General features: G+C 37.8%; 22 protein-coding genes. 2 read left to right on the plus strand and 20 right to left on the minus strand.

What is annotated here, in order from left to right:
* The 7 genes from hisH to HDC92_RS16320 all read right to left on the minus strand — a co-directional run bounded on the left by hisH (position 1) and on the right by HDC92_RS16320 (position 8,492).
* On the minus strand, positions 1–591 hold the full coding sequence (hisH, locus tag HDC92_RS16290) for an imidazole glycerol phosphate synthase subunit HisH (RefSeq protein ID WP_183876040.1): 591 nt from the start codon (positions 589–591) through the stop codon (positions 1–3).
* A 3-nt stretch (positions 592–594) separates the two neighbouring features.
* Positions 595–1,752, minus strand: coding sequence for an N-acetyl sugar amidotransferase (locus HDC92_RS16295; protein ID WP_221270974.1), 1,158 nt, complete (start codon positions 1,750–1,752; stop codon positions 595–597).
* 4 nt (positions 1,753–1,756) lie between these two features.
* Positions 1,757–2,947, minus strand: a complete 1,191-nt coding sequence (gene pseC / locus HDC92_RS16300) for a UDP-4-amino-4,6-dideoxy-N-acetyl-beta-L-altrosamine transaminase (RefSeq protein WP_183876042.1) — start codon at positions 2,945–2,947, stop codon at positions 1,757–1,759.
* Complete coding sequence (pseB, locus tag HDC92_RS16305) at positions 2,940–3,962, minus strand: UDP-N-acetylglucosamine 4,6-dehydratase (inverting) (RefSeq protein ID WP_183876044.1); 1,023 nt, start codon at positions 3,960–3,962, stop codon at positions 2,940–2,942. The genes pseC and pseB overlap by 8 nt, the downstream gene beginning before the upstream one ends.
* Positions 3,963–3,984: 22 nt before the next feature.
* The gene (locus HDC92_RS16310; RefSeq protein WP_183876047.1) at positions 3,985–5,082 is read right to left on the minus strand and encodes a Wzz/FepE/Etk N-terminal domain-containing protein; all 1,098 of its coding nucleotides are present in this window, start codon (positions 5,080–5,082) and stop codon (positions 3,985–3,987) included.
* A 22-nt stretch (positions 5,083–5,104) separates the two neighbouring features.
* Positions 5,105–7,576 (minus strand): SLBB domain-containing protein, encoded by a 2,472-nt coding sequence (locus tag HDC92_RS16315; RefSeq protein ID WP_183876049.1) that lies wholly within the window; start codon positions 7,574–7,576, stop codon positions 5,105–5,107.
* A 208-nt stretch (positions 7,577–7,784) separates the two neighbouring features.
* Entirely contained in the window at positions 7,785–8,492 is a 708-nt protein-coding gene (locus tag HDC92_RS16320; protein WP_183876051.1) for a hypothetical protein, read from the minus strand.
* Between the two features lie 200 nt (positions 8,493–8,692).
* On the opposite strand from HDC92_RS16320, the gene HDC92_RS16325 reads away from it, so the two are divergent.
* On the plus strand, positions 8,693–9,034 hold the full coding sequence (locus tag HDC92_RS16325; protein ID WP_183876053.1) for a helix-turn-helix domain-containing protein: 342 nt from the start codon (positions 8,693–8,695) through the stop codon (positions 9,032–9,034).
* Positions 9,035–9,074: 40 nt separating this feature from the next.
* A complete protein-coding gene (locus HDC92_RS16330) occupies positions 9,075–10,361 on the plus strand; it encodes a nucleotide sugar dehydrogenase (RefSeq protein WP_255484557.1) in 1,287 nt (428 codons plus the stop codon).
* Between the two features lie 43 nt (positions 10,362–10,404).
* On the opposite strand, the gene HDC92_RS16335 is transcribed toward HDC92_RS16330, so the two are convergent.
* From HDC92_RS16335 to HDC92_RS16395, 13 genes are all read right to left on the minus strand, one after another.
* The gene (locus tag HDC92_RS16335; protein ID WP_183876055.1) at positions 10,405–10,767 is read right to left on the minus strand and encodes a hypothetical protein; all 363 of its coding nucleotides are present in this window, start codon (positions 10,765–10,767) and stop codon (positions 10,405–10,407) included.
* Between the two features lie 265 nt (positions 10,768–11,032).
* The gene (locus tag HDC92_RS16340) at positions 11,033–11,221 is read right to left on the minus strand and encodes a hypothetical protein (RefSeq protein WP_255484558.1); all 189 of its coding nucleotides are present in this window, start codon (positions 11,219–11,221) and stop codon (positions 11,033–11,035) included.
* A 19-nt stretch (positions 11,222–11,240) separates the two neighbouring features.
* Positions 11,241–11,846, minus strand: coding sequence for a Crp/Fnr family transcriptional regulator (locus HDC92_RS16345; protein WP_183876057.1), 606 nt, complete (start codon positions 11,844–11,846; stop codon positions 11,241–11,243).
* Positions 11,847–12,006: 160 nt separating this feature from the next.
* A complete protein-coding gene (locus HDC92_RS16350; protein ID WP_183876059.1) occupies positions 12,007–12,189 on the minus strand; it encodes a hypothetical protein in 183 nt (60 codons plus the stop codon).
* Positions 12,190–12,358: 169 nt separating this feature from the next.
* Complete coding sequence (locus HDC92_RS16355; protein WP_183876061.1) at positions 12,359–12,781, minus strand: hypothetical protein; 423 nt, start codon at positions 12,779–12,781, stop codon at positions 12,359–12,361.
* A complete protein-coding gene (locus HDC92_RS16360; RefSeq protein WP_183876063.1) occupies positions 12,782–13,084 on the minus strand; it encodes a hypothetical protein in 303 nt (100 codons plus the stop codon).
* 117 nt (positions 13,085–13,201) lie between these two features.
* Positions 13,202–13,522 (minus strand): helix-turn-helix domain-containing protein, encoded by a 321-nt coding sequence (locus tag HDC92_RS16365; protein WP_183876065.1) that lies wholly within the window; start codon positions 13,520–13,522, stop codon positions 13,202–13,204.
* A complete protein-coding gene (locus HDC92_RS16370; RefSeq protein WP_183876067.1) occupies positions 13,503–14,048 on the minus strand; it encodes a hypothetical protein in 546 nt (181 codons plus the stop codon). Before HDC92_RS16370 ends, HDC92_RS16365 begins: the two co-directional genes overlap by 20 nt.
* 321 nt (positions 14,049–14,369) lie before the next feature.
* Positions 14,370–15,920, minus strand: coding sequence for a TlpA family protein disulfide reductase (locus tag HDC92_RS16375; protein WP_183876069.1), 1,551 nt, complete (start codon positions 15,918–15,920; stop codon positions 14,370–14,372).
* The gene (locus HDC92_RS16380) at positions 15,920–17,314 is read right to left on the minus strand and encodes a RagB/SusD family nutrient uptake outer membrane protein (protein ID WP_183876071.1); all 1,395 of its coding nucleotides are present in this window, start codon (positions 17,312–17,314) and stop codon (positions 15,920–15,922) included. The genes HDC92_RS16375 and HDC92_RS16380 overlap by 1 nt, the downstream gene beginning before the upstream one ends.
* 12 nt (positions 17,315–17,326) lie before the next feature.
* Positions 17,327–20,740, minus strand: coding sequence for a SusC/RagA family TonB-linked outer membrane protein (locus HDC92_RS16385; protein WP_183876073.1), 3,414 nt, complete (start codon positions 20,738–20,740; stop codon positions 17,327–17,329).
* Between the two features lie 300 nt (positions 20,741–21,040).
* The gene (locus tag HDC92_RS16390; protein WP_183876075.1) at positions 21,041–22,147 is read right to left on the minus strand and encodes a FecR family protein; all 1,107 of its coding nucleotides are present in this window, start codon (positions 22,145–22,147) and stop codon (positions 21,041–21,043) included.
* Between the two features lie 122 nt (positions 22,148–22,269).
* On the minus strand, positions 22,270–23,229 hold the full coding sequence (locus tag HDC92_RS16395) for a polysaccharide lyase (RefSeq protein WP_183876077.1): 960 nt from the start codon (positions 23,227–23,229) through the stop codon (positions 22,270–22,272).
* Between the last annotated feature and the right edge of the window lie 28 nt (positions 23,230–23,257).

Raw genomic sequence — 23,257 nt, forward strand, 5'->3', positions numbered from 1 at the left:
TTATGTAAGAATATCTTTTAATAATGCTAAACCTGCGGATTGACTTTTCTCCGGGTGAAACTGCATTGCATATATGTTGTTATGCTGAACACTTGAAACCAAATCTTTTCCATAATTAACTGTCGATGTTATAATGTTATTATCTTTGGGCACACAATGGTAACTGTGAATAAAATAATAATCAGCATCTTTTATTGTTGAAATGTTGTTCTGTTGTGTAGTTGAATTCCACCCCATGTGCGGTATCTTCAATACTGAAGAATCTATTTTTTTCACAATACCAGGAACCCATCCCAAACCTACGGTTCCGTCTGCTTCTTCACTTGCCTCAAAAATCAATTGCATTCCTAAGCATATACCTAAGAATTTTTTCTTTTTGTTTAGTACCTGATCTGCAAGCACATCATTAAGGCCAGAGGCATTTAGATTGTACATTCCCTGATAAAATGAGCCCACACCTGGCAATATAATAGCTTCTGACTCCATAATAACGTCAGCTGAAGATGTTATCACGCTTTTTATACTCAAAAAATCAAGCGCTTTCTTAACAGAAGCTAAATTCCCTAAACCGTAGTCAACAATGCTAATCATTCATTAATGTATTAAAAATTTCCTGACCAAATTGTAATTTTCATCTCTTGCGAAACTACCGTTCTCATTTTTTTCAAAAAGAAACGGATTGGTGAAAGAATCAATAATTTTATCTACTTCTTCTTTATGCATACCTGAGTATTTAACAAAATCATTTATTGCAATGTGCGGATATTTCCCGTCGTATTTCGAGACTAATTCTTTACCCTCTTCCCTTGTTAATCTTTTATTTCTGATATCAATGCAAACATGATCAGTAGCTCGCCCGAAACCATATTTTACAAATTTTAAGTAATCATGTAATCCAACAAGTCGCTCATCAATATTTTCATAATTTGTATATGTGCCCTCAACCGGCCCATCCTCCTTTACAGAAAATCCATACTCTTTAACAATCTCTAGTTGTTTCCTTGCATCCCAAAAGAAATATGACCCTAGAAAAAGGCCAACAATTCCTGCCCTTTCTATCTCCTCATCCTCAGGATAAAAATAAGGCGTCAAGTCTTTTTTTGTTATGCCTTCAACTCCCACCATGTCTTGAATTCTATTCCCCAATAATCCACCAAATTCTTCAAGCCATTTTCTGTCAAGAACATTACTTTGGATAGATTCAAGATTTGGCCCACCGTATTCCTGCTGCGAATTCTCTCCCCAAATAATTAACTTTATACCGAATTTTAAGGCCATTAATACCGGAATTGTAAAAATTCCAATGTGGTTAGGCCACATTTCATCTCCAACCCTTTTGAATCCCTCTATTACCATTTTTTTATAGACTTCGCCGTTTTTCTTAAAATGAATCACGTCCATGCCCATTTTTGATAGGTTATCTAAATTTTTTCTTCCTACCTCTGTAGCATATGTAGTTTCAAAACAAACACATAACGGATTTAATTTACAAACATACTTCATAAAATAAGCCTGGTAAGTACTATCCTTACCTCCGCTGACAGGAACTATGCAATCATAACCAATAGATCCTTCGGGCAAACGATAGTGGTTAATAATTTCATTAAAGTCATTTTTACGTTTTTCCCAATCTATATTTGAAAATTTATCATTTGCGGCACTACATGCGCTACAAACACCCTCATCATTAAATGATAAATCGGGTTTAGTTTCAGGAAATAAGCATTTTGAGCAGTAATTAATGTTTATCATATTATTATATCGTATAAAATTTGTTAATTAAATCTATGACAAAGTCTTGTTCTTTTCTCTCCAAAGTTGGGTACATAGGCAGACTTAAACAAAATTTGTAATAGTTTTCCGCTAATGGCATGTCTCCCTCTTCCCAGCCAGAATCCCGATAATAAGGCATTAAATGGCACGGTATATAGTGAATTTGAGCATAAACTTTATTCTCTTTTAAATAATTATATAGACCCAATCTATTCTCAACTTCCAAAATATATAAATGGTAAGCATGACCGGAAACCATTCCAGATTGGCCCTTTACAAAGGGTTTAGCTTTAAATGCTTCATTATAAATTTCAGCAATTTTTCTTCTCATCATTAAACCCTGATCCGCTCTGTCTAATTGACTTGATCCTAGCGCCGCTTGAAAATCTGTTAAACGATAGTTGAATCCAAGTGTCTGCATTTCCATGTACCAGCCAGGATATTTATCTCTGCCTCCAGCAAACTCAATCGTGTTAACAAATAAATCGTCCTGTTTCGTTATTCCATGCGTACGTAGCATTAGTAGTTTTTTGTATAGAATCTCGTTATTAGTAGTAATCATGCCGCCTTCTCCACACGCAATGTGCTTAACAGGGTGAAATGAAAATATAGCTAAATCAGCAAAATTACCGTTTCCACAATTTTGTTTCTTTCCTGTACTATCAATAAAATATCCCCCAGGTGCATGACAAGCGTCTTCGATGATCCATAGACCATACTCATCCGCTAAAGATTTAAATACTTCTAAATTTACAGCTCTACCTGCGAAGTCTACAGGGATAATTCCTCTATAAGTACCCTTAGGTGAAGATTCTAATAACTGTTTAACTTTGTCTATATCTAAAAGATAGGAAGATGGATCAATATCTGAGAACACAATATTTCCGCCGGCATAGCGCACACAATTCGCTGAAGCAGCAAAGGTTATAGGAGTGGTAATAACCTTATCATGTTCTTTTACTTCCAGCGCCAGTGTACAAAGATGTAGTGCTGCTGTTCCATTGGCGACGGCAACTGCGTATTCACAGCCTATGTACTGGGCAAATTTCTGTTCAAATTCTAATATCTTAGGCCCTTGTGTTAGGAAATCTGATTGAAGTGCATCAACTACAGCCTGAATATCTTCGGGTGTGATGTGCTGCTTACCATATGGAATGACATGATTATTATCCATTATATTTAAAACTAGTATCTACGTGTTCTCTAATCAAGTATCTTAACGAATCGACAGTTTCCCATTCCGTATTATCTCCGGAATTATATGCAAATCCCTGTGGTACTATCACCGCATTAAATTTAGCCTTAAACTCGTCTAAATCCCATGCCTGAGTAGCGGGTAGAATTGTATAATATTTACCCAGATCATAAGTATAAAATGAATCCGATGGCGTAATCATTTCCTCATGAACTTTTTCCCCGGGCCTTATACCAACTATAATTTGTTCACAATTAGGACCAATCGCTGTAGCTACATCCGTAATTTTGTAGGAAGGTATTTTCGGAATAAAAATCTCCCCGCCCCATGCATTAGCTAAGGCATGCATAACCATATCGACGCCGCCCTGTAGCGATATATTAAAACGAGTCATATTAGCATCTGTGATTGGTAATTTCCCTTCATCTCTTTTCTTCATAAAAAAGGGAATTACAGAACCATTAGAACCCATAACATTTCCATAACGGACAACAGAAAAAACAACTGGATTATCTCCCTTAATATTATTTGCAGCAACGAATAATTTATCTGAAGTCAATTTTGTCGCGCCATATAGATTAATGGGGGCACATGCCTTGTCAGTTGAAAGTGCAACAACACGTTTTACTTTAGTCTGAAAACACGCGTGAATAACATTTTGCGCTCCGATAACATTGGTTTTAATGCATTCGTCTGGATTATATTCGGCAATTGGAACATGTTTCATTGCTGCTGCATGAATTACATAATCAACCCCTTCAAAGGCCCTCACTAATCTTTGCTCATCTCTGACATCACCAATAAAAAACCGAAGTTGAGGATATAAATTCTCCGGATACTCTTGAGCCATTTGAAATTGCTTCTGCTCATCACGTGAAAAAATGACTATTCTTCTAACATTGGAATAATTCGTGAGAATTTCTTTCGTCAAAGCTTTCCCCAAAGATCCGGTCCCTCCCGTTATTAGTATACTCTTATTATTTAGATCTAACATATTTGATATTGTTTTTAGACTGTTACGATACAATCTCTATAATTATTTTTTTTATCATAATAAAAATCACACTTAAAAAACCAAATAAGGCTCCTCCCAAAATTAATCCTTTTAATTTACCCATACCAGTTTTATCTAACGGGAAAATGGGTTCATCTATAACCTGTATTAAAGGTGTTTCTTTTTGAAGTGAAATTTTTGATAATTCTAAGTTTCTTATTAATTCTGTCAAAACTGCCTTATTAACTTCTGCTGTTACTTGAGACTTTTGTATCGGTAAAGTTCTTTGTATTTGACGAGTAGGATTTAAATTTGGGGTAGCATCTGTTACTTTGGCACTTGTATATATTGCTCCATTAAGAACAGCCTGAACTGAATCTACCTTTTGTTGCAAAATGATTATATTATTTAATGATTTTTTTGTTTTAGTTTGTATATAAAATTCATTAACATTCTTTACAAGTTGAGTATTAAATTCTTTAGCAAAGAACTCATTAGAAGCCTTAATATCTGCTTGAATAATACTCAAAGTTTTATCAGGTTTCATTACATTTAAATAATTTTTTCTGATATCATTAACAATCGTCCCGATAATACTGTCCTGTAAGCGAGTAAACCGTAAGCTTGAATTTGAATTCAAATTATGGGTAAATTGAATATTTTCCAACTTAACATTTTTCGACCAAACCGCTCTTAAATTATTAAAATCGATATAACAATTTATTAGCAACTCCTTTGTACCATTGTGTGCGACTTCAGTTAATAATGTCTTTTCTATTATGGATCTAGATTTATATAATTCTAAAATGTTGTCGCCTTGAAATATACCTCCTCCACTGACAAAATCAAGTCCCGCAACAGATGCCAATCCAGAAAGTGCATTTAATCCACCTCCGCTTTTATCTTCTTCTAGGACAAAAGTAGTCGTAGCTTTATATAACGGCTTTTTGGTATAAGCATAACCAAGTCCTAGTAATCCACCAATAATACCAAACACAGAAATCACCAGCCATTTACTCAGGAGATATTTCCACCATTCTCTGAATTTCAAGATTAACTCCTTTAATGAAACGTCTTCTGAAGAATTATTCAATTGACTGATATTTTTTTGTGAATTCATTTTAATGCAAATGCGTCTAAAACTATCTTAGCAATGAAACTATAATCGCCCCCAACGAAGCAACTGCTGTTCCCAGCCCTATCCATCCTTGAGCTGTCATTCTTTCTCTTTCTGCCTTCTTAGGTACTAATATTTCTGCTCCAGGTTTTACCTTCGGATAATTATTAAAGAACAAAAACTTACTTCCTGCTTCAACAGAGCCATTTGCATACTTAATATATGCACCTTTTTTCAAAGCGCTTGAGGTAAATCCTCCAGCCCCATTTACATATTGCTGAAAACTTTTTCCCGGCAAATAGACTATACTATTTGGATTTAAAACTTCACCTGTAACTTTTACAGTCTGCAATTGTCTTGGCACCCTGATGACATCACCATCTTCAACAATTAAATCGTACCTGGATTGCGGTTTTCTCAAAATCTTTTCCAGATCTATACCAACTAAATCTGATTGAATTAACTTCTGTTCCACTTCTGCCTTAATTGTATCCTTAACACCGGCTTCCTGCGCGCGTTTTAAATTCAAAAACTTTTTATCATCTTCCTCCTTATTATCAATCGCATTTTTATCTCCCGGATTCACCTTTTCAGCTCCCGGTCTCTTTAAAGAAGCCCCTTCAGTATACGCAGTGGGTGTTAATCCGCCTGCTCTTTTAATCAGGTCAGAGATCCGCTCGTTCTTCTGGGTAATGGTGTACAAGCCTGGGTATAATACCTCACCTTCCAATTTAACCTGCTTCTGTACCTGATACCCCTCAGAACTCCGTACAGAAATCACATCAAATGGCTTTAAAACAAATTTCTTATCCAATACCTTCAAATTCTGATCAACTCCAACAGTAAATACTTGTGCTGTTTTAGCCGAGACAGATTTGGCATCACTATTTTTTATCCTCCTGGAAATCTCAATCCTTCTTGGTGTCGCATTTTCTTTAAAGCCACCTGCCATCTGGATCACATCTTCCAATGTCATGTTATCGGCATAATCAAAGGTACCACCGGCCCGCACCTCGCCCTGAATAGTTACTTTATATTCATCACGTAAATCAAATAAAGAAGAAATAGTTACTTTATCTTCCCTCTGCAAAGCAACATCTTCTTGTGTACCGGCTAATACCTTAGCCACATCAAAAGAGATGAGGCTTTGCGTATTGTCTGCATTTAAACGGTTGATATAACCCCTGTTTAAAAAAGCATCTTCAGTCAATCCGTCAGCTTTAGTGATCAAACCTTTTAAAGTAAGTCCACTGCCCAACTCATACAATCCAGGGCGAAAAACAGCTCCGAGAATCTCCACTCTATTCTGGAACCTATCCAAAATCGCCTCAACAACATATTTATCCCCGTTTTTCGGTGTATAAGTTCCGAAATCAGCGGCCGCAATATCTATTATACGACGTTCCTTGTCTGTATTCTGGAAAGATTTGATCTTAGCAGTATAAGCCTGTGTAGTAAAACCACCCGCAAATCCAATCAGGTCCTGCAAAGTTTCTCCTGTAACCACTTCAAATAAGGCCCCGGTTTTTACTTCGCCTAAGATCTCCACCCGCTTGTCGTAAACAGGAATATTGATCACATCCTGATCCTGCAAACGGATATTGTCCTGCTGAATTCCACGTAATAAGAAATCATATACGTCAATAGTAGAAACTACCTTGTTGTTGCGGATCAGTTGTATTTTACGGAAGGAGCCATTCTGGGATGGACCCCCTGAAGCGTATAAAGCATTGTAAACTGTTGCCAAAGATGACAAAGTATAGGTACCAGGCTTGGTAACCTGGCCGGTCATGATAATTTTAATACTTCTGATGTTACCTAAATTGATGGCCAGATTGGTACGCCCAGAGCGTAAAGAAGGGTAAGTTTTACCCATTGCAGTACGAATCTTGGATGTTGCCTGATCAATGGTCAATCCACCAACTGCAATCCGACCAACATATTGTAAATTAATTACCCCTTCAGGACTAACCTGCAAGTTATAGCTGGCCTCATTGTCACCTGTCAAGTCAATCAACAGTTTATCATCCGGTCCAATCACATAACCTTTGGGTGTAGCAATGCGCAGATTCGGTTCAAAAGTTATACTCCCATTCCTGAACAGCTCTGCACCGAATATTTTAGGACCAATCTCTTCGTCTTTAACCTTTTTTTCATTGTCAACAGCCCCACCATCAGTAGTTTCACTGTTTTCCCGACCAGTGCTCACCACCTTGGTATCGACCTGTGTAGCTGCCGATCCTTGTTTGCGTACTTTTTCAACCCTTAACTTCAATTTCTGGGCTTCCTCTGGTTTCATTCCTTGGGCAGCAGCCATTTGCTCCAGCTGGGCCTCGCTATAACCGATAGATTCTGCCCTTTTGATCATCTGCAGGATCTGGGCATCAGACAATTCATCTACCTTAACATTGGCATAATTGGACTGAGAAAAAGCCTGCTGACAGACCAGAAAGGAAAATATAAAGAGAATTGCAGTTATCGTTCTTTTAAAGTTCATATTTAGTGTAGAGAGAGGATAATGGTATATAATTTAATGAGCAGCAGCGCAAATCAGATTGAGCACAGTAAATTTTTGCATGAGTAAGAGACGTAATTTTATATTTTTATATGTAACTTTCATAGGGTAGATGTTAGTTGATATATATCGCTTGCAAATATATCAAATAAAATGAATTGTGATTAAATTGTGACACAGTGATTCTAAACTATTTAATGCTCCCCAAATGGACTTGAATACCTACCGTAACCGGATTTAACAACCATTCCGTTTTATTGTACTTATTAAAGGTTCTTGTATTGTTAGCATCAGCAGCAACCATCTCTTGTCGTTCATAAGAGTAGAACATTTCCAGGTTGCTTTCTGCAAAGAGAGAGATCATCGAAACCGGGTTAATTTTGATACCAATAACCGGAGCCGCAGTAAAACCAGTTTTGCTGGTTTCTACCCCATTAGGGCCCAAAGTTGAAGACCCCACATCTCTTGAGTCAAACGCATCATTCGTACTTACTAGTGTTCCATCAAACTTATTGTACCTGAAACCAATATCAAACCCAAAATATGGCTGGATCCTTGAAAAATTAATATTCTTCTCAAAACCAAGCTTAAAAGCATAATCCGTCATTTTACCATTAGCTTCCTGACAACCCACACAGTTATTTATAAGTTTCACATCACTTTTCAGATAACTTCCACCCAACCTGTAGCTGATCTGGTTGTCGTTAAACTTGATCATCCCACCCCGAAACGAAAAATCTGAAAACTTCTCGGAGTTTTTCTGGTTCAGGATTTTCGGCATCTGCATCAGGCTGTAGCCATTTACCGCAATGCTGTAGTTATAGTCGCCATTCATCTGTGCAAATGTGGCATTCCCCAATAGTAGAATTAATAGGACAGTTAGTAGATTTTTCTTCATTTATTTCCCCCCCGGGCATTATTTATTATCCAAGTCAAATGTAAAATAATAATCGATAAATACAATTAACCAATGAATTTGATAACCTATCATTTATTATGCCATAATATTAAGTATTTATTCCAGATCGGCACAATAATTAAAATTTAGGCCTGAAAATTGTTCTTTAACGGATATTCCAACATCCTTAAAAGAAAGCAATGAACACAATAAGTAAAAACATCAAACGTTTCCGACAAAAAAAAGGATGGAGCCAAAGGGAGGTTGCCGAACAGTTAAATATATCCATTCCTGCTTTTTCTAAAATTGAGAATGGTATTACGGATATCAATTTGAAAAGGCTGGGGCAAATTGCTGTCCTGCTGGAAGCATCTATTATGGACTTAATGGCTACCGATGGAGAAAACCCGCAATCCAAGCATTCCATGCATGTGAACATGCTTAAAATCAAACTGGCTAAAAAAGAGGAAGAAGTAATTGATCTTCAAAGAAGGGTAATTGAACTTTATGAAGAAGTGAGGTTGAAAAACAAAAAACCTTGAAAGTCTTTACCCTATTAATTCCAACATTAAATAATTACGTATGTTTGCCTGCATGTCAGCAGCAAATAAGCCACATATTGCAATTATCGGATTAGGCTATGTAGGCCTACCCCTGGCCATTGAATTTGCCAAACAGTACCAAGTACTGGGCTTTGATATTGATGAAGAAAGAATAAAAGACCTTACTGCAAACATAGACCGCACCAAAGAGGCAGACCTGAATGCACTACAAAACGTACTTGGTAAAGGCCTTATCCTATCCTCTAATCAATCCTTATTAAAAGACTGTAATGTTTACATCGTAACTGTCCCTACACCGATTGATCAGTTTAAGGCGCCCGACTTAAAACCCCTACTTAGTGCCTCAAAAATGCTCGCTAAGCAATTATCAAAAGGAGATGTGGTCATTTATGAATCTACCGTTTACCCGGGCTGTACAGAAGAGGATTGCGTACCCATCCTGGAAAAACACTCCGGTTTAAGATACAATAGCGATTTTTATTGCGGCTATTCCCCTGAAAGGATCAACCCTGGCGACAAAGTAAACACGCTTACCAAAATCATCAAGGTTACTTCAGGATCCACTCCCGAAGTGGCCGACTGGATTGACGGACTATACGCCAGCATCATTACCGCAGGTACCCACAAAGCCCCAAGCATAAAAGTTGCTGAGGCCTCAAAAGCCATAGAAAATGCCCAGCGGGATGTAAATATCTCCTTTGTGAACGAACTGGCACTTATATTCGACAAGCTGGACATTGATACTGCAGACGTGATTGCAGCTGCAGGAACCAAATGGAATTTCCTGAAATATAAGCCTGGGCTGGTAGGCGGGCACTGCATAGGGGTCGATCCCTATTACCTGGCACATAAATCCAATGCGCTTGGTTACACCCCTCAGGTCATCCTGTCGGGCAGAAGGGTGAACGAAAACATGGGTATTTTTGTGGCCAGTAAGGTGGTTAAAATGATGATTGCCAAAGGATCTGCTGTAAAAGGAGAAAAAGCCCTCATTCTGGGTTTCGCATTTAAAGAAAACTGTCCGGACATCAGGAACACCAGGGTTATCGATATTTATACAGAGTTGCAGCAATTTGGTATGGAAGTAGATGTTTATGATCCATGGGCAAATGCAGATGAAGTAGCGCAGGAATATAACATTACATTAAGCCCAGACCTGGCAAACCAGGAATATAAAGCAATCATCATTGCCGTTGCCCATAATGAGTTTTTGAGCATCGATTACCAGAAATACAAACAAGCGGGCGCAATCATTTTTGATACCAAATCATTTATCGACCGCAAGTTTGCAGATGCAAGATTGTAAAATAAAAATCCCAATGCATCTTTTAACTACAATTGGGATTAAATTAAATCCCACCAACCCAATCCGCATAACACCCCACCATGCTAACAGCGACACTGCAATTTTCAGAAAAAACCAATTTTTGCCATAACACAAGCGAATTAAACTGTTCAATCATATCGCCCAAAGCGGGCAAACCTAAACTCAGCCAAAACCGCTGCAGCAACCACCAGCATAATCCGGTAACCAACATAAAGCAGATCATGCTAAACAGTACCAGCAACCAGATGCTCTGGTCGATGTAACCAGCCATAGGATCCGAATGCAGTGCCTGACGGATGTAGGGGATCCCCATCCAGGTGGCCCCTACTATTGCGCCCAGTTTTCCGGATAAAGGGCCGAAAATCGCTTTCTTTAATTTTGCCATATCTTATGTTTTTTATAAGGTTTATGATAATTGCCATTTGTAGTTCACAGGGTAATGGCCTGCTGTCCTGCCGATCTGAACAATCGCCCCATACCCGGATCAGCAAGGCCTTCCAAAGGCCATGACTGTCCTACGCAAGGCCTTTGAGAGGCCTTGGATACCCGAATGAAAATCCTATTAATAATACACTGCAACCGAGGGTGCCCTCAACCGGGCAGTTCCAGCGCATACCGCACTTTTCCTGAACAAGATCAGATCCTCGTCCTTACCCATCAGTTTCGATTGCACACAAATATTTACCCTGGTTTGAACAGTTTGCATTTACCATTAAAGTGGGCGAAGCAAAGGTGAAAGACTTTTCAGCACGCAGCTGGTCTACCTTAAAGCGGGCCGAATCTATCGGGTCTATGGTCTTTATTTTCTTCACCAGGTTCAGGTTCGTATCTATCAGCAAGATCTCGTTGCGGTAATCGTTACAGCCTTAACCTGCTCAATGTTTCAGGCGAAATCCCCAGATAGCTGGCAATGTGTTTTTGTGGAAAATACTGTTCAATGCCCTGGCCAAATATTCGCTTAAACTCTTCATAACATGCTTTTGCAGGCAATTTTAGCATTTCCATTTTTTCCTGTCCATCCTTTTGTCCGTCGGCCAGTATGTTATTGGCCAGCGTTAAAGCTTCCGGTGCCGATAGCTGCAGCAGGTTAAAATTTTCCCGGGTAAAAGGTACTATTACTGCATCTTTAGTTATTTCCAGGTAACAATTGCCAGGCTGCCCTTCAAAAAAAGCAGTCGGGTCCAGCATAATCTTTCCGGGCTTAAAAAAGTCTATGGTACGTTCAAAGGGCAGGCCTTCCTTGTCGTACAAAATCTTATACGCACGTCCATAACCCATATCCAGCCAAAAGGCTGTTTGCAAAATATCACCAGGTTTTGCAAGCAATAATAGCTTAGGTAAAGTATCGGCATTAAGCATGGGTATAATGCCTGCACTAAATGCAGCAGTCAGTTCCGTTTGCATTTTACTTTTCAGGTAGGCCAATAGCCTGCCAACCGGGGTTCCGGTATTTTCAGTGTTCATAAGGTAGATGTTTGAGTGGTTAATTAAGAGATTAATTCAAATAATGGCTAACATTCTTTAATGGATTTAATACGCATTTGACTCCGAAAGCTGGGGTATAAGAAATGCAAAAAGCCGCTTAACAGCGGCTTGCAATTGTATTCAATAATAGATATTGTGCTTATTTCTTCATGCGCTCTGTCTGGAGCTTTAAAAGTTCAGCAGGAAAACCAGCTTTACTTAGAGTTTTCCGGGACTGTTCAGCTTTCTTTAAAACGTAAGGATCGTTGCTATACTCTCCAACATTGGAACTTATAGTTCCTTTAGTTTGTCCTAAATAGATTTTTTTTTCCTTTACTTTCATTGTTACCCCCTTATTACAAATATAATTATTATCTAATCAAACCTATAAATATTAATAATTAATTAATGTAATATCTTAATGATTACAAAATGTTGACTTTTCTTCCAAAATATTGTATTAATTCCATTATGTCAAAGAACTTTCCCAGCTGTTCCTGGCCAGGGTTTTATCAGTAATCTTTTTCCAGTTCGGTGATAAAGCCAACCACATCCATTAATACGGCGTAGTAAACCAGGTCTTCAGGGTCCTTTTCCGGTTCAACGGTAACCAGTATCGCAAAGGCCAGTTCCATAGCCTTTACCAGCTCTCCGCTTTGCTGGTATTCCCTGGCCCGCCGCATCAGCACTGTGCTTACTTCTCTTATCCCTTCTTTTGCCATTTCATTTAACTCACCCCAGCGCTGCTGATAAATGATCAGCCCTTTCAGCAGGAAAACTGTTTCCGCATAACTAAAGTCTAAAAAACGGAATATCATTTTGTGCAGCAAGATCCGGTCGTCCAGGGCATATTCACGAAGGGTAAATAAATGCCCTTTCTCCGGCAATTCTGCAAGTACCTTTTCCAAAGCAGCAATGTATGGCAGTATGTTCATTTATTCCGTGTTTCCCTTCATGATATGATATCCTGCTGTGCCGCCAATCAGCCAGGCAAACAACATGTTCAGGTCAATTTCCATCACATCATCAAGCAGCTGAACTTCCATTTCGGCTATAAATGCATCCAGGCCAAACTCTGCCATCATCTGTATTTCGCGAAAGTCTCCGGCTGTATTTTTCAATGTGGTAGATACCACTACGATGTGATCACCATGCAGGTCTATCTCAAGCCCGTCGGCAGTTGTAAACTGGTTTGCGTTTGCCCAGAAACGGGCCAGTAAAATATTTTTATCAATCATAATTATTTGGCTACATTATCAATATTTTGATGAACCTCAACCTTAAAAAACCGGGAGTTGCTTACACCCCCGGCTCCAATATAAACCCACCCGTTTATGAAAGGAGAGACGTTAATTTTATCTTTTTTCAAAACAAGCCAGCAACCTTTTCTGCAAGCCCATCACTTCTATATTTGTTAACCTCAGTTTCTCTTTCAGTTCCTCATTCTCCTGGTGCAACACCGCTTCTTCTTCGTCAAGCAACCAGCAAACCTTTACCTTCAGTATAGTAGCAAGCAGTTTTAAGCGGCTCAACGTCAATTCCGTCTGTGCACATTCTATCTTCGAATAAGCCGGAACAGAAATGTCCAGCTGCGCTGCCATATCGCTTTGTGTCCAGCCCCGATTTTTCCGCAAAGCCCTCAGCTTTTGGCTGATGTTATTTACTGCTCCGGACATTTTCACCGTTTAACCAACAATTCTCATCCCACATATGGTCGCAATACCGCTCGGCATCTGTTCTTTCTTCATGCTGTTTCAATAACCGATTGCGTAAATGCTGTTGTTTTTTAACAGAATTCTGCTCATCAATCATCGTGGTGATAAAATCAAAGGCTTCCTCCATGATGCATTGAAAAGTGTAACCCTCATCATACACATTTTCCATTGCTGGCTCAATCACCTTTAGTATCGCAAAAGCGATATCCATGGCCTCATCTATCTTACCATCAGTACTGCAGCTTGAAGCCCTTAAGAGCAAAGCCTCTGTAATTTTTTCCACTTCATCCTCACTATCTTCGGTAATGGTATGCCCGCCGTTTTTTTCATTCTGGATAAAGCCCTGCAATAAAGCAATAGTCTCAAGATAATCCAGCGGTACAAAACGAGCTACCATTTTATACCGTAAGGTTTCATCATCAACCGCATATTCCCATAGCGTGGTTAAATGCCCATTGTTGGGCAATGCCGAAAGCACCTTTTCCAATACGGGGACATGCCGTGATATATTTCATTTTTTCAGATCCCATTTATTTTTAAATTTTATTATAAAAGCATTTACTCATTCATTTTCCGCACCCAAGCGCGCCAGCTACCGTTTGAAAAGTATGTGCCTTCCAATACTTACTTTGCAAACAAGATTTTTCGGCTCAACCTTTTATTTAAAAAAGGTTGAATACCTACCCATTACATCAGCGATATCAGCGAGGACGCATGCTTTATTATCAGAGCTTCAATAAAGGGTGCGACCATTTCTTCTTGACTTTGTTTTCCGGAACATTACTTGGTAATAGCAGTTAATCTAAAATCACTTCCCCAGTGCTTTTTGTAATATTTCAACAAATTCCTTTCTCTTGCCGCTAAAAACAGCTTCTTCGGGCCTATTTGGTCCTGGTTTTGGAGGTTTTGAATCTAGCACATTACCATGTTTATCAATAATCATTAGTTGTGGGAAACTGTTATAGTTATAATGCTTAATTAATGGGTGGTTGGTTCCATTAGTAAATAAATTAAGACTATGTTTATCGGTATATTTTCCACTTGCAACGCTCTTCCTCCATAAGTTTCTATCTTCATCCACACAAATACTTACAAAAACTAAATCTTCCGTATCTCTATACATTTCATGAATAGGTACCATGCCTTTTGCTAAAACCGCACATCCTGTACAGCCTGTAAACCAATAATCAAGAACCACAATTCTTCCTTTTAAATCGCCAAGTGAAACTGTTTTACCATTAATTTCTTCAAGAGCAAAAGGAAATGCTGGAATTCCGATAGCTACCGAAGATTTTAAATTCCCAATGTACCTTTTGTATCTTTTGCTTTGAACGGCACTTAATGCTGTATCAAAATAAGCTTCTGAACCCGACAATGTCCCAGATTGGAAAGAATGCATAAACGATATTGTCAATATCTTATCGCGGATTAATCCATTATAATTTTCTAATACATATTCGTATAGATGGCCAAAACTAATTGGCTTATAGCCATAATACTTATAACCAGTTTCCATTAACAAACGGAGCTCATCAAGTTGAAATAGGCAACTAAAAGCATAATAGCTAGATCGAGGAATCAATAATGTATCAATCTCACCTTTGATTGATAAAGATTTTTGAAATTCCAATTGCTCCTTACAAAACCGATAAATATCATTGATCTCTGAACTTTCTCTAGTTTTATAGAAAATTAACATAAGGTCAATTATACCGAATTGATATATTCCATAAGTTTCCATCTTTAGAAGCTTATAAAAATTATTTGACATTTTTGCCTTATAACTTTCAAGGATGGATAATCTTTTATCGAGAATTAATCTTGATCCTTCGCTCTGATACTTTAATTGACTGTATAAATTATTAGCTCCTGCCTCTGCTTGCCTACGATCTAAATAAGATTGGGGATAAAATTCACCGTTGATAGAATTCATCTGTGATTGACAATTATATGATGATGAATTTTCTCCAGTAAAATGGATCTTATCTTTTGAAATCTCCACTCTAATGTCATCGCCAGCTTCTCCTAAAAATGGGCATAGCAATTGGACATTACATGAAGGATAACTCAATTTGAAATAAGATAAGTCTTCAAATAATGATGTTTCGATTTTAAAGCGTCCATTCTTAATTGGCGATTTAATAATAATTCCATCTTCGCCAACTATCTCAAGACCATCTGGATAGAAAATTAAGGATAAGGAATCGTCTTTATTTGTTAACCCGATAATCGTTCCTTCTATTTTAAAGTTATTTTTACTTATATTTTTTTGTCGATTTCTCTTAACTATATTTCCTGAGGCTGTGTAGGTCAATAATAGGAGTAATCCTAAAACCATTACTTTTGTGATTGCTTTCATTAGTTTCTATTATTTTGCTTTATTCCTGACAACGCTAGTTCTTCATCAGGAATTGGAAATGTATAATTCGGAGAATTTGGCAGCAGACTGTATTCCTTTCCATTTACAGTACGTTTCAGTGTAATATTTGCCCCCTCTTTATTCAATCTCCTCAAATCAAACCATCTTACACTTCTCCAAACCAATTCCTTCCTTCTTTCAACTAGAGTAAGATTTAATGCTTCTTCTTTTGAACTGGCAGTATAAGGAATAAAAGTTCCCGTTTTGAAACGTTTCACTAACAGAGCATTTAATTCTTTCATAGAATTCGCTATATCTCCAGCTCTAGCTAAGCATTCAGCTTTTGTTAAAATTATCTCATCGACCGCAATTCCTGAAAATGGCTTAAAGCCCCTTCCACTAAAACCTGTTTTTATATTTACAACACCATTATCGGTGCTGAAAAATATTACTTTTCTTAAGTCATCGGCATGATATAGGTTGTATAAAACAGGATCAATCTGTGTCGCTGGATAATTTAATCCGTTATATAATACAGGAGGTGCATTAGTCATTGTTCCATATAAAATCAATTCGTCGTTGGGGCTGGAAAAAGGGTTGAAAGATGCTCTATTCAAAGTATTAAAGTCAATTAGTTTATTATAAATCTGAAGTGCTTTATTTGCATTTTCCCCCGCCAGATCATAATTATACATCGATAAAGCAATTTTAGACATTAAGGCATATACAGCAACTTTAGATGGTCTATTACGGTATTGTTGATGAGGACTTTCTATAAACAGTAATTTAAGGGCATTCGATAAATCGCTTATAACGAATTCATAAGTTTGTTTCAAATTCGATCTTGGTAAAACATCATTTATATTGGCCTTTTCTCTTAGTGGTAATCCTAAATCGGTATTTTCAGTATTTCTGTCATAAGGTGGGGTAAAGGTTTGTATAAGATTGAAATAATGCCACGCTCTAAAAAACAAAGCAGTTCCTTTTAAATTGTTCCATAGTGTATTATTATTCTCATTTATTGGAATTGTCTTTAGTGTTTCCAATGCCACGTTGGCGTAATAAATGGCTATAAAAGGATCGCTCCAGTCATAACCTTGTTCTCCACCATAAATGCTCTTTGACCATATGTATGAGTTTTTCTCAGTTAAGGTATATAAGTTTTTCCATTCGATATCTGATATAAAGTAATCATCAGAACCCAATTGTGCTAGTGAAAGATTAGAAGTAATATTTAATTTGTCAATATTGTCCAACATTCGCTGAACGTCATTCAAATCATCGGGAACAACAATATTGCTGTTGGGCTTTTCATTTAAGAACTCTTTGCCGCAACCAGATAACATCATCATAAAGATGATGAGTATTGCTATATTTAGACTATAATTTTTCATCTTTTTATATTTTTAAAACGACGCATTAAACGATAATGAATAACTCCTTGGAGTTGGGACAGCTCCAGCATTGCTTGCGTCAGGATCAATTTTTGACTTATTTTTCCTCCAAAGAATTACAAGATTGTTTGCGATGAATGAGAATCTCAAACTACTGAACATTTTTAAGTTTTTAAGAGACGAAAAAGTATAACCCATTTGAAAATCTTGCAGCCTTATATGATCCCCCTTTTCAACCAAAATTTCAGAATTGGTGTAGAAATTATCTTTAATTGCATTGCCGGGATAATAACTTGAGGGTACATTAGTTAATTTTTCATCTCCTGGGTTTTGCCATCTTAAGTTATAATCCGATTGTTTAAATGCTCCTCCAAATAGCTGAGAATAATTTAAGGATTGCCGCCTAAATACGTAACCGAATTTATAAATGACATTAAATGATGCATCAAAATTCTTAAACATAATTGTGTTTCTAAGGCTACCAAAAATTGTCGGGCTTGTCGAACCCATATAAACCAGCTGATTAATGTCTGACGAATTTGAAATGGCTGCAAAATCCTGACTTATTTCATTGTTTGAATACCCGCGGGGATTGCCATTATTAGGATCTAATCCAGCCCAGCGATAACTAAATAAAACATTGTAAGGTTTCCCTTCCATCGGATTAAGAAAATTCCTTGAGATATAGTCTTCATTTCTTCCTTGTTTAGTTGAATATTTGGTAATTTCATCATTTACTTTGCTAAACAACAACGTAGAAAACCATTTTACTTTTCCATCGAGATTCTTGCTATTGAGTACAACATCCCCCCCCCTTGTCACCATATTAGCAAGATTACCTCTAAATTGAATATTGCCTGTTTGTGGTGCTACAGGCGAATTGCCAATTAAATCTATCCCCTTTTTAATATACATTTCCAGAGTTCCGGTAATGATATTATTAATTAGTGAGAATTCTAACCCAATATTTGAATTGCGTACTCGTTCCCATCTTAAAAGAGGGTTAGGAGGATTTACAATTGACGTTATAGGCAAACCGTATGTGTTTGCAAATGACTCATTTTTCGCTGTTATATAAGCTGAGACGGTGCGATCTATATTTCCGTTGAATCCTGTAGTCAGCTTCAATTTTAAGGTAGGAAGCCAATTTACTTTGTAAAACTTTTCTCTACTAATATTCCAACTCCCTCCTATTGACCATAGTGGTACGAATTTGGAGTTCGTTTGTACACCAAATAAATTAGACTCATCTCTTCTTGCACTTGCGGATAACGTATATTTTTCATTAAATGAATATGCACCATTAATATACAATGATCTAAATCTATCAACTACCCTTGATTGTAAGGATATTTGAGGGATTCTTGTTGAATTTCCCGAGTCGAATTGTGGGTAGTCCTTAAAGTAGTCAATTTGAGCATTGGTTTCGGTACTAGAATCGTATCCATAGAGTTTTAGCTGCGAATCAAATGTCTGAACATCCCTGACTTCAGCACCGGCAATTATAGTGATTCTATGTTTCGAGCCGAAAATATTTTCATAATCTACCTGACCACGAGCATAATGAGAATTATAAGTATTATTCCCCCGAGTAATGATATCTCCGATAGGAATGTTACGAGTAACTTGATTTCCAATAATCTGTGTAAAACGATTAATCTGGTTTCTAGCCGCGTAAGAATTAACATCATCGCTGATTTTTCTATCCGTCATTCCCTTGCCATATTGATATTGAATAGACACTTTGAGTCCATTAATTAAATTGTACGTCAATCCTGCGTTAATTCTGTAATCAGTAGTTTTATTAAAATTATTTGCATACCTTTCACTCAAAGGATAAAAACCCCAATCTAACAATCGCCCTCGTCCAACCGTATCAACGTAACTTAATCTCTGTCCATCAGTGGCAACAACTGCCAAAGCTTTTCCCTTATCGTCAATTATCTTTTCATATGGCAACTTTGGATCATAGAATCTCGGATTTTGCCGATTTGTGGTAACGAATAAAACTCCAGTTGATAACTCAATTCTCTTATTGAAGAAATAATTTGAATTGTTAACATTCAATGTAACCCGATTCATATCATTGTTTACTTGATTGTTATTGTTTCTATCAAACCCACCAGATATGTAATAAATATGATTTGAAGTACCACCACTTACATTTAATGAATATTGCTGATTAACACCTGTTCTCAAAAAGTATTCTTCTTGATTTTTTACAGCGTCGACACTTTTTAAATTATTTAGCAGTATTTCAGCTTCAGATGAAGATATTAAAGCTTTCTTCAGCCTATCAAATATTTCTATCGCTGGCGAAACTGGATAGTATGCATAAGATTTAGTATTTAAATAAAAATCGTATATACCTTTATCGAATAGAAATCTTTCAACATCAATAAATTCACTGGAAGAAAGTTGAGGTGTGTAATTTAAATCAGGTTTATTATTCAGGGTAACATTCGTATTAAAAGAAATTTTGGGTACCTCGTTTATCTTACCTTTTTTTGTTGTGATAACAATTACTCCATTGCTTGCCCTAACTCCCCAAATAGATGCCGCAGCGGCATCTTTTAATACTGTGACAGACTGAACATCATTAGGATTTATATTATTTATATCGCCTTCATACGGAAAATTATCCAACACAATTAATGGTTCTGCATTTGCAAAAATTGTACTTCTTCCTCTTATTGAAATATTTGATTCGTATTGATTAATATTTTGCTTGTTCCTATTAAATATCAAACCACTAGTCACACCATCCAATCTATCCAAGATATTTGTACTAACCTTTCTGTTTAAAAGGCTATTATCAATCTGAACAAAAGAACCTGTCGCCCGATCTTTGTTTAGATTCTGATAACCAGTACTAACTACATTGACTTCTTCGAGCTCGCTTTTACCCATCACCAACCTAATCTTCCCTAAATCCTTTTTAGCTTTCAACTCCTGACTCATATATCCAATAAAAGAAATCACAATCTCATCCTTTTCATCCACACCCGGCAAATAAAACGCACCATCATTACCCGTAATCGTCGCCTTGCCTGTCCTCTTTACCTTCACACTCGCCCCAGTCAGCACCTGCCCCGTCTCCCAATCCACAACCACACCCCTAACATCAATATCAGCCCAGCGATCAGCCAGGCGGTCCAGAAAGGTAGGTTCCTTCGGTTTTAAAATAATGGAGCGTTCTTTTATAGAATAGCTGATGTTTTGATTTTCGAAAATCACCTTTAAGGCATCTTTTAAATCTTTGTTCCTGATGTCAACATTAACTTTACTGGCACTTTCAATATGCTTTACATCGAAAATAAAATCGTATCCGGTTTGTGTTCTCAGTTTTTGCAATACAGTGCGCAAAGAAGTCCTCTTTTCTTTTAAGGTTACCTTCTGCGCAAGCGAATTTGCGCTTAGCTGCATTAGGGATGCTATGAATATAACGGTGGTTAGTCGCATAATTAGCAATATTTTATGGTATAGCCGCATAGGTATACCAGGTTTCCTTGTATAAATTTTATACATTTGTTTGGTTGTTAGTTGATACTGTTGTCGAAATAATATTAATTTAATAACCATCTGGCCAGGCGTGTTAGTAGCACCTCTGGCCTTGTTATTTTAGCTCCCTTTAAGGATCGTTTCTGTAGTAGTAATAGAATCTCATCATTCTCTTAGCTTTTTTAATTTGTTTATGATCTGTTAATTATATTTTGGTTCTTCTCTTTATCGTGATACATAAACCTGCCTGCCTTCAACTTTAAAATGGATACTACCCGTTGTTTGCATCAGGTCTAATACAGCAGAAATGTTTTTTGACCTGGAAACAACTCCTTCCAGGTATAAATCCTTAGGCGCATCAGGAGCATAAATTACCTCTATATTGTACCACCTGGCCACCTTAAACATTATGTTTTCAATGGTTTCCCCTTTAAATACAAAATCTCCGTTTTTCCAGGCTATGGCATCTGTGGCGTTTACATCTTTTATGGTCAGTTGATCGCCCCTGATCTCAGCTTGCTGGTTGGGTTTTAACAGGCGCTCTTTAGTTGTTACGTTTCCTCCCGGAGGAAAAAAGCTGATCTTTACAGCACCTTCAAGCAATGTTGTCTTCATCACCTGGTCTTCCTTATACGCGCTGATGTTAAAATGTGTACCCAAAACCTCTACATTTTGCATTCCCGTGCTCACTATAAAAGGATGTTTTTTGTCTTTTTTTACTTCAAAATAAGCCTCTCCATATAGCATCAATATTTTGCGTTCTTCGCCAGTAAATTGTGAGGGGAAAGAGATTTTTGAATCGGCATTTAGCCAGACACGACTGCCATCGGGTAAGGTGATTTGGTACATGCCGCCAAGAGGAGTTGCAGCTGTGAGCATGGTGGTTGTGCTTACGCTGTCTGTTACGACTACGCTTGTTCTGTTGGTGTCCAGATGAATCACTTTACCATTGGCAAGGGTAAGGGTTGCGGTGTTTTTACCCGGGGCAATGTCGTTTGTATAATTTGTAGCTCCTAACCCAGGTTTAGGATTGGTTGGCGCTTTAAAAAAGAACAGCCCAAAAACAATTGCCGCTACCGCAGCAGCAGCAATTGCCAGGCGTGGCCATAGTTTAGGTGCTGGTGCTGCAGGCTCTATGCCCGCCTGGTTTTTTATGTATTTAAGCATGCTTGCTTTTAACAGCTGCTCTTCGTTCTTAACACTTGCCAGCCATTCTACATCTTCGCCCGGAGTTGCAGCCCTATACCAATTTAACAACTGCTCCTTTTCCTGCAAAGTTGCTGTATCGTTTAGGTATTTATAAACCAGATCCTGTATTTCTTCTTCTTGCATGGTATCCTGTTTTGGACAATATACCATGAAGTACCATAAGGGTAGGGCTTACCCTTGCTGCGGGTTAAAAAAAATATGAAATAAAGTATTTCTATATCTATCTTGTTTCATCGGCCTTTCGCTTAATTTGACCAGGCAACATTATCAATATAAATATTGGTACTGCCTATAGAGTAGTAGGTGCTGTCATTTCCCCCTCTGAATATCCCTGTATAAAGAAAATCAACCGTCCGGCCTACATTAACTGTAGCATACAACAAATTGGTTTTATTAATAAAAGTAACCGGGCTGGTCCAGCCACTGGCGGTCTTATCCTGTACGGAAACTTTTAAAATGCCATTTGCGGTTGAATTACTGGTGTTCACCGATACCTCAATTTTAATGCGATACCAGGTATTTACTTTTAACCCCGTGCCATCATTACCAAAATATTGGGCATCAAACTCATTGCCATAGGCCACTGTAGAGCCTGGTGCACATGGCGAACCTGCGTAATATACATAGGGCGACAAATAGGCCTTCCCTCCATACGCAGAAGAATACCTGTGCCACATTACCCTTGCAGACCATCCATCGCCTGCATTGGTGCATTCTCCACCTGCATAAGCCCTGCCTCCTGCCAGTCCGAAGAGCTTACCTCCTTTAACCCATTCAAAGCCGGTAAATGAATCTCCGAAACGAACGTCATAGGTAAGCGTTTTAGAAGCACTTGCCCCAAGTTTGGCACTGGAGGTCTGTCCACCCGCTCCTGAAAGCAAATTTGGCAGCATCGTTGTCCTGAAGGTATTACCATAGGTTCTCATACGGGTTTTCTCATCATCAGTAATACTGGGGTTTCCGTCTCTGTCCATATCATTACCAAAGTCACTTCTAAAGTTGCTCAGCCAATAAGTATCGTCTGGCCTGGTAAACCTGATGGTGTCCCGGCTGGTATAATATACGGGGGTATAGCTCAGTGTAGCAGCAGTACCCGAATAAGTTTTACCAGCCCTTTCCTTATCGGAGCTTTCTACTTTAGTTTCTTTTTTACACGAAAACAAGATGGCTAATGCCATTGTTAAAAGAAGTTTGTTTTTTTTCATAATATTTACATTTGGTTAAAGTAAAGTT

Origin of the sequence: Pedobacter sp. AK017, from assembly GCF_014200825.1 — a bacterium.
In the GTDB taxonomy this organism is placed as follows: Bacteria; Bacteroidota; Bacteroidia; order Sphingobacteriales; family Sphingobacteriaceae; genus Pedobacter; species Pedobacter heparinus.

Coding starts and splice junctions, on each gene's coding strand:
- hisH (WP_183876040.1), bottom strand. CDS start 591: ATGATTAGCATTGTTGACTACGGTTTAGGGAATTTAGCTTCTGTTAAG.
- HDC92_RS16295 (WP_221270974.1), bottom strand. CDS start 1,752: ATGATAAACATTAATTACTGCTCAAAATGCTTATTTCCTGAAACTAAA.
- pseC (WP_183876042.1), bottom strand. CDS start 2,947: ATGGATAATAATCATGTCATTCCATATGGTAAGCAGCACATCACACCC.
- pseB (WP_183876044.1), bottom strand. CDS start 3,962: ATGTTAGATCTAAATAATAAGAGTATACTAATAACGGGAGGGACCGGA.
- HDC92_RS16310 (WP_183876047.1), bottom strand. CDS start 5,082: ATGAATTCACAAAAAAATATCAGTCAATTGAATAATTCTTCAGAAGAC.
- HDC92_RS16315 (WP_183876049.1), bottom strand. CDS start 7,576: ATGAACTTTAAAAGAACGATAACTGCAATTCTCTTTATATTTTCCTTT.
- HDC92_RS16320 (WP_183876051.1), bottom strand. CDS start 8,492: ATGAAGAAAAATCTACTAACTGTCCTATTAATTCTACTATTGGGGAAT.
- HDC92_RS16325 (WP_183876053.1), top strand. CDS start 8,693: ATGAACACAATAAGTAAAAACATCAAACGTTTCCGACAAAAAAAAGGA.
- HDC92_RS16330 (WP_255484557.1), top strand. CDS start 9,075: ATGTTTGCCTGCATGTCAGCAGCAAATAAGCCACATATTGCAATTATC.
- HDC92_RS16335 (WP_183876055.1), bottom strand. CDS start 10,767: ATGGCAAAATTAAAGAAAGCGATTTTCGGCCCTTTATCCGGAAAACTG.
- HDC92_RS16345 (WP_183876057.1), bottom strand. CDS start 11,846: ATGAACACTGAAAATACCGGAACCCCGGTTGGCAGGCTATTGGCCTAC.
- HDC92_RS16350 (WP_183876059.1), bottom strand. CDS start 12,189: ATGAAAGTAAAGGAAAAAAAAATCTATTTAGGACAAACTAAAGGAACT.
- HDC92_RS16355 (WP_183876061.1), bottom strand. CDS start 12,781: ATGAACATACTGCCATACATTGCTGCTTTGGAAAAGGTACTTGCAGAA.
- HDC92_RS16360 (WP_183876063.1), bottom strand. CDS start 13,084: ATGATTGATAAAAATATTTTACTGGCCCGTTTCTGGGCAAACGCAAAC.
- HDC92_RS16365 (WP_183876065.1), bottom strand. CDS start 13,522: ATGTCCGGAGCAGTAAATAACATCAGCCAAAAGCTGAGGGCTTTGCGG.
- HDC92_RS16375 (WP_183876069.1), bottom strand. CDS start 15,920: ATGAAAGCAATCACAAAAGTAATGGTTTTAGGATTACTCCTATTATTG.
- HDC92_RS16380 (WP_183876071.1), bottom strand. CDS start 17,314: ATGAAAAATTATAGTCTAAATATAGCAATACTCATCATCTTTATGATG.
- HDC92_RS16385 (WP_183876073.1), bottom strand. CDS start 20,740: ATGCAGCTAAGCGCAAATTCGCTTGCGCAGAAGGTAACCTTAAAAGAA.
- HDC92_RS16390 (WP_183876075.1), bottom strand. CDS start 22,147: ATGCAAGAAGAAGAAATACAGGATCTGGTTTATAAATACCTAAACGAT.
- HDC92_RS16395 (WP_183876077.1), bottom strand. CDS start 23,229: ATGAAAAAAAACAAACTTCTTTTAACAATGGCATTAGCCATCTTGTTT.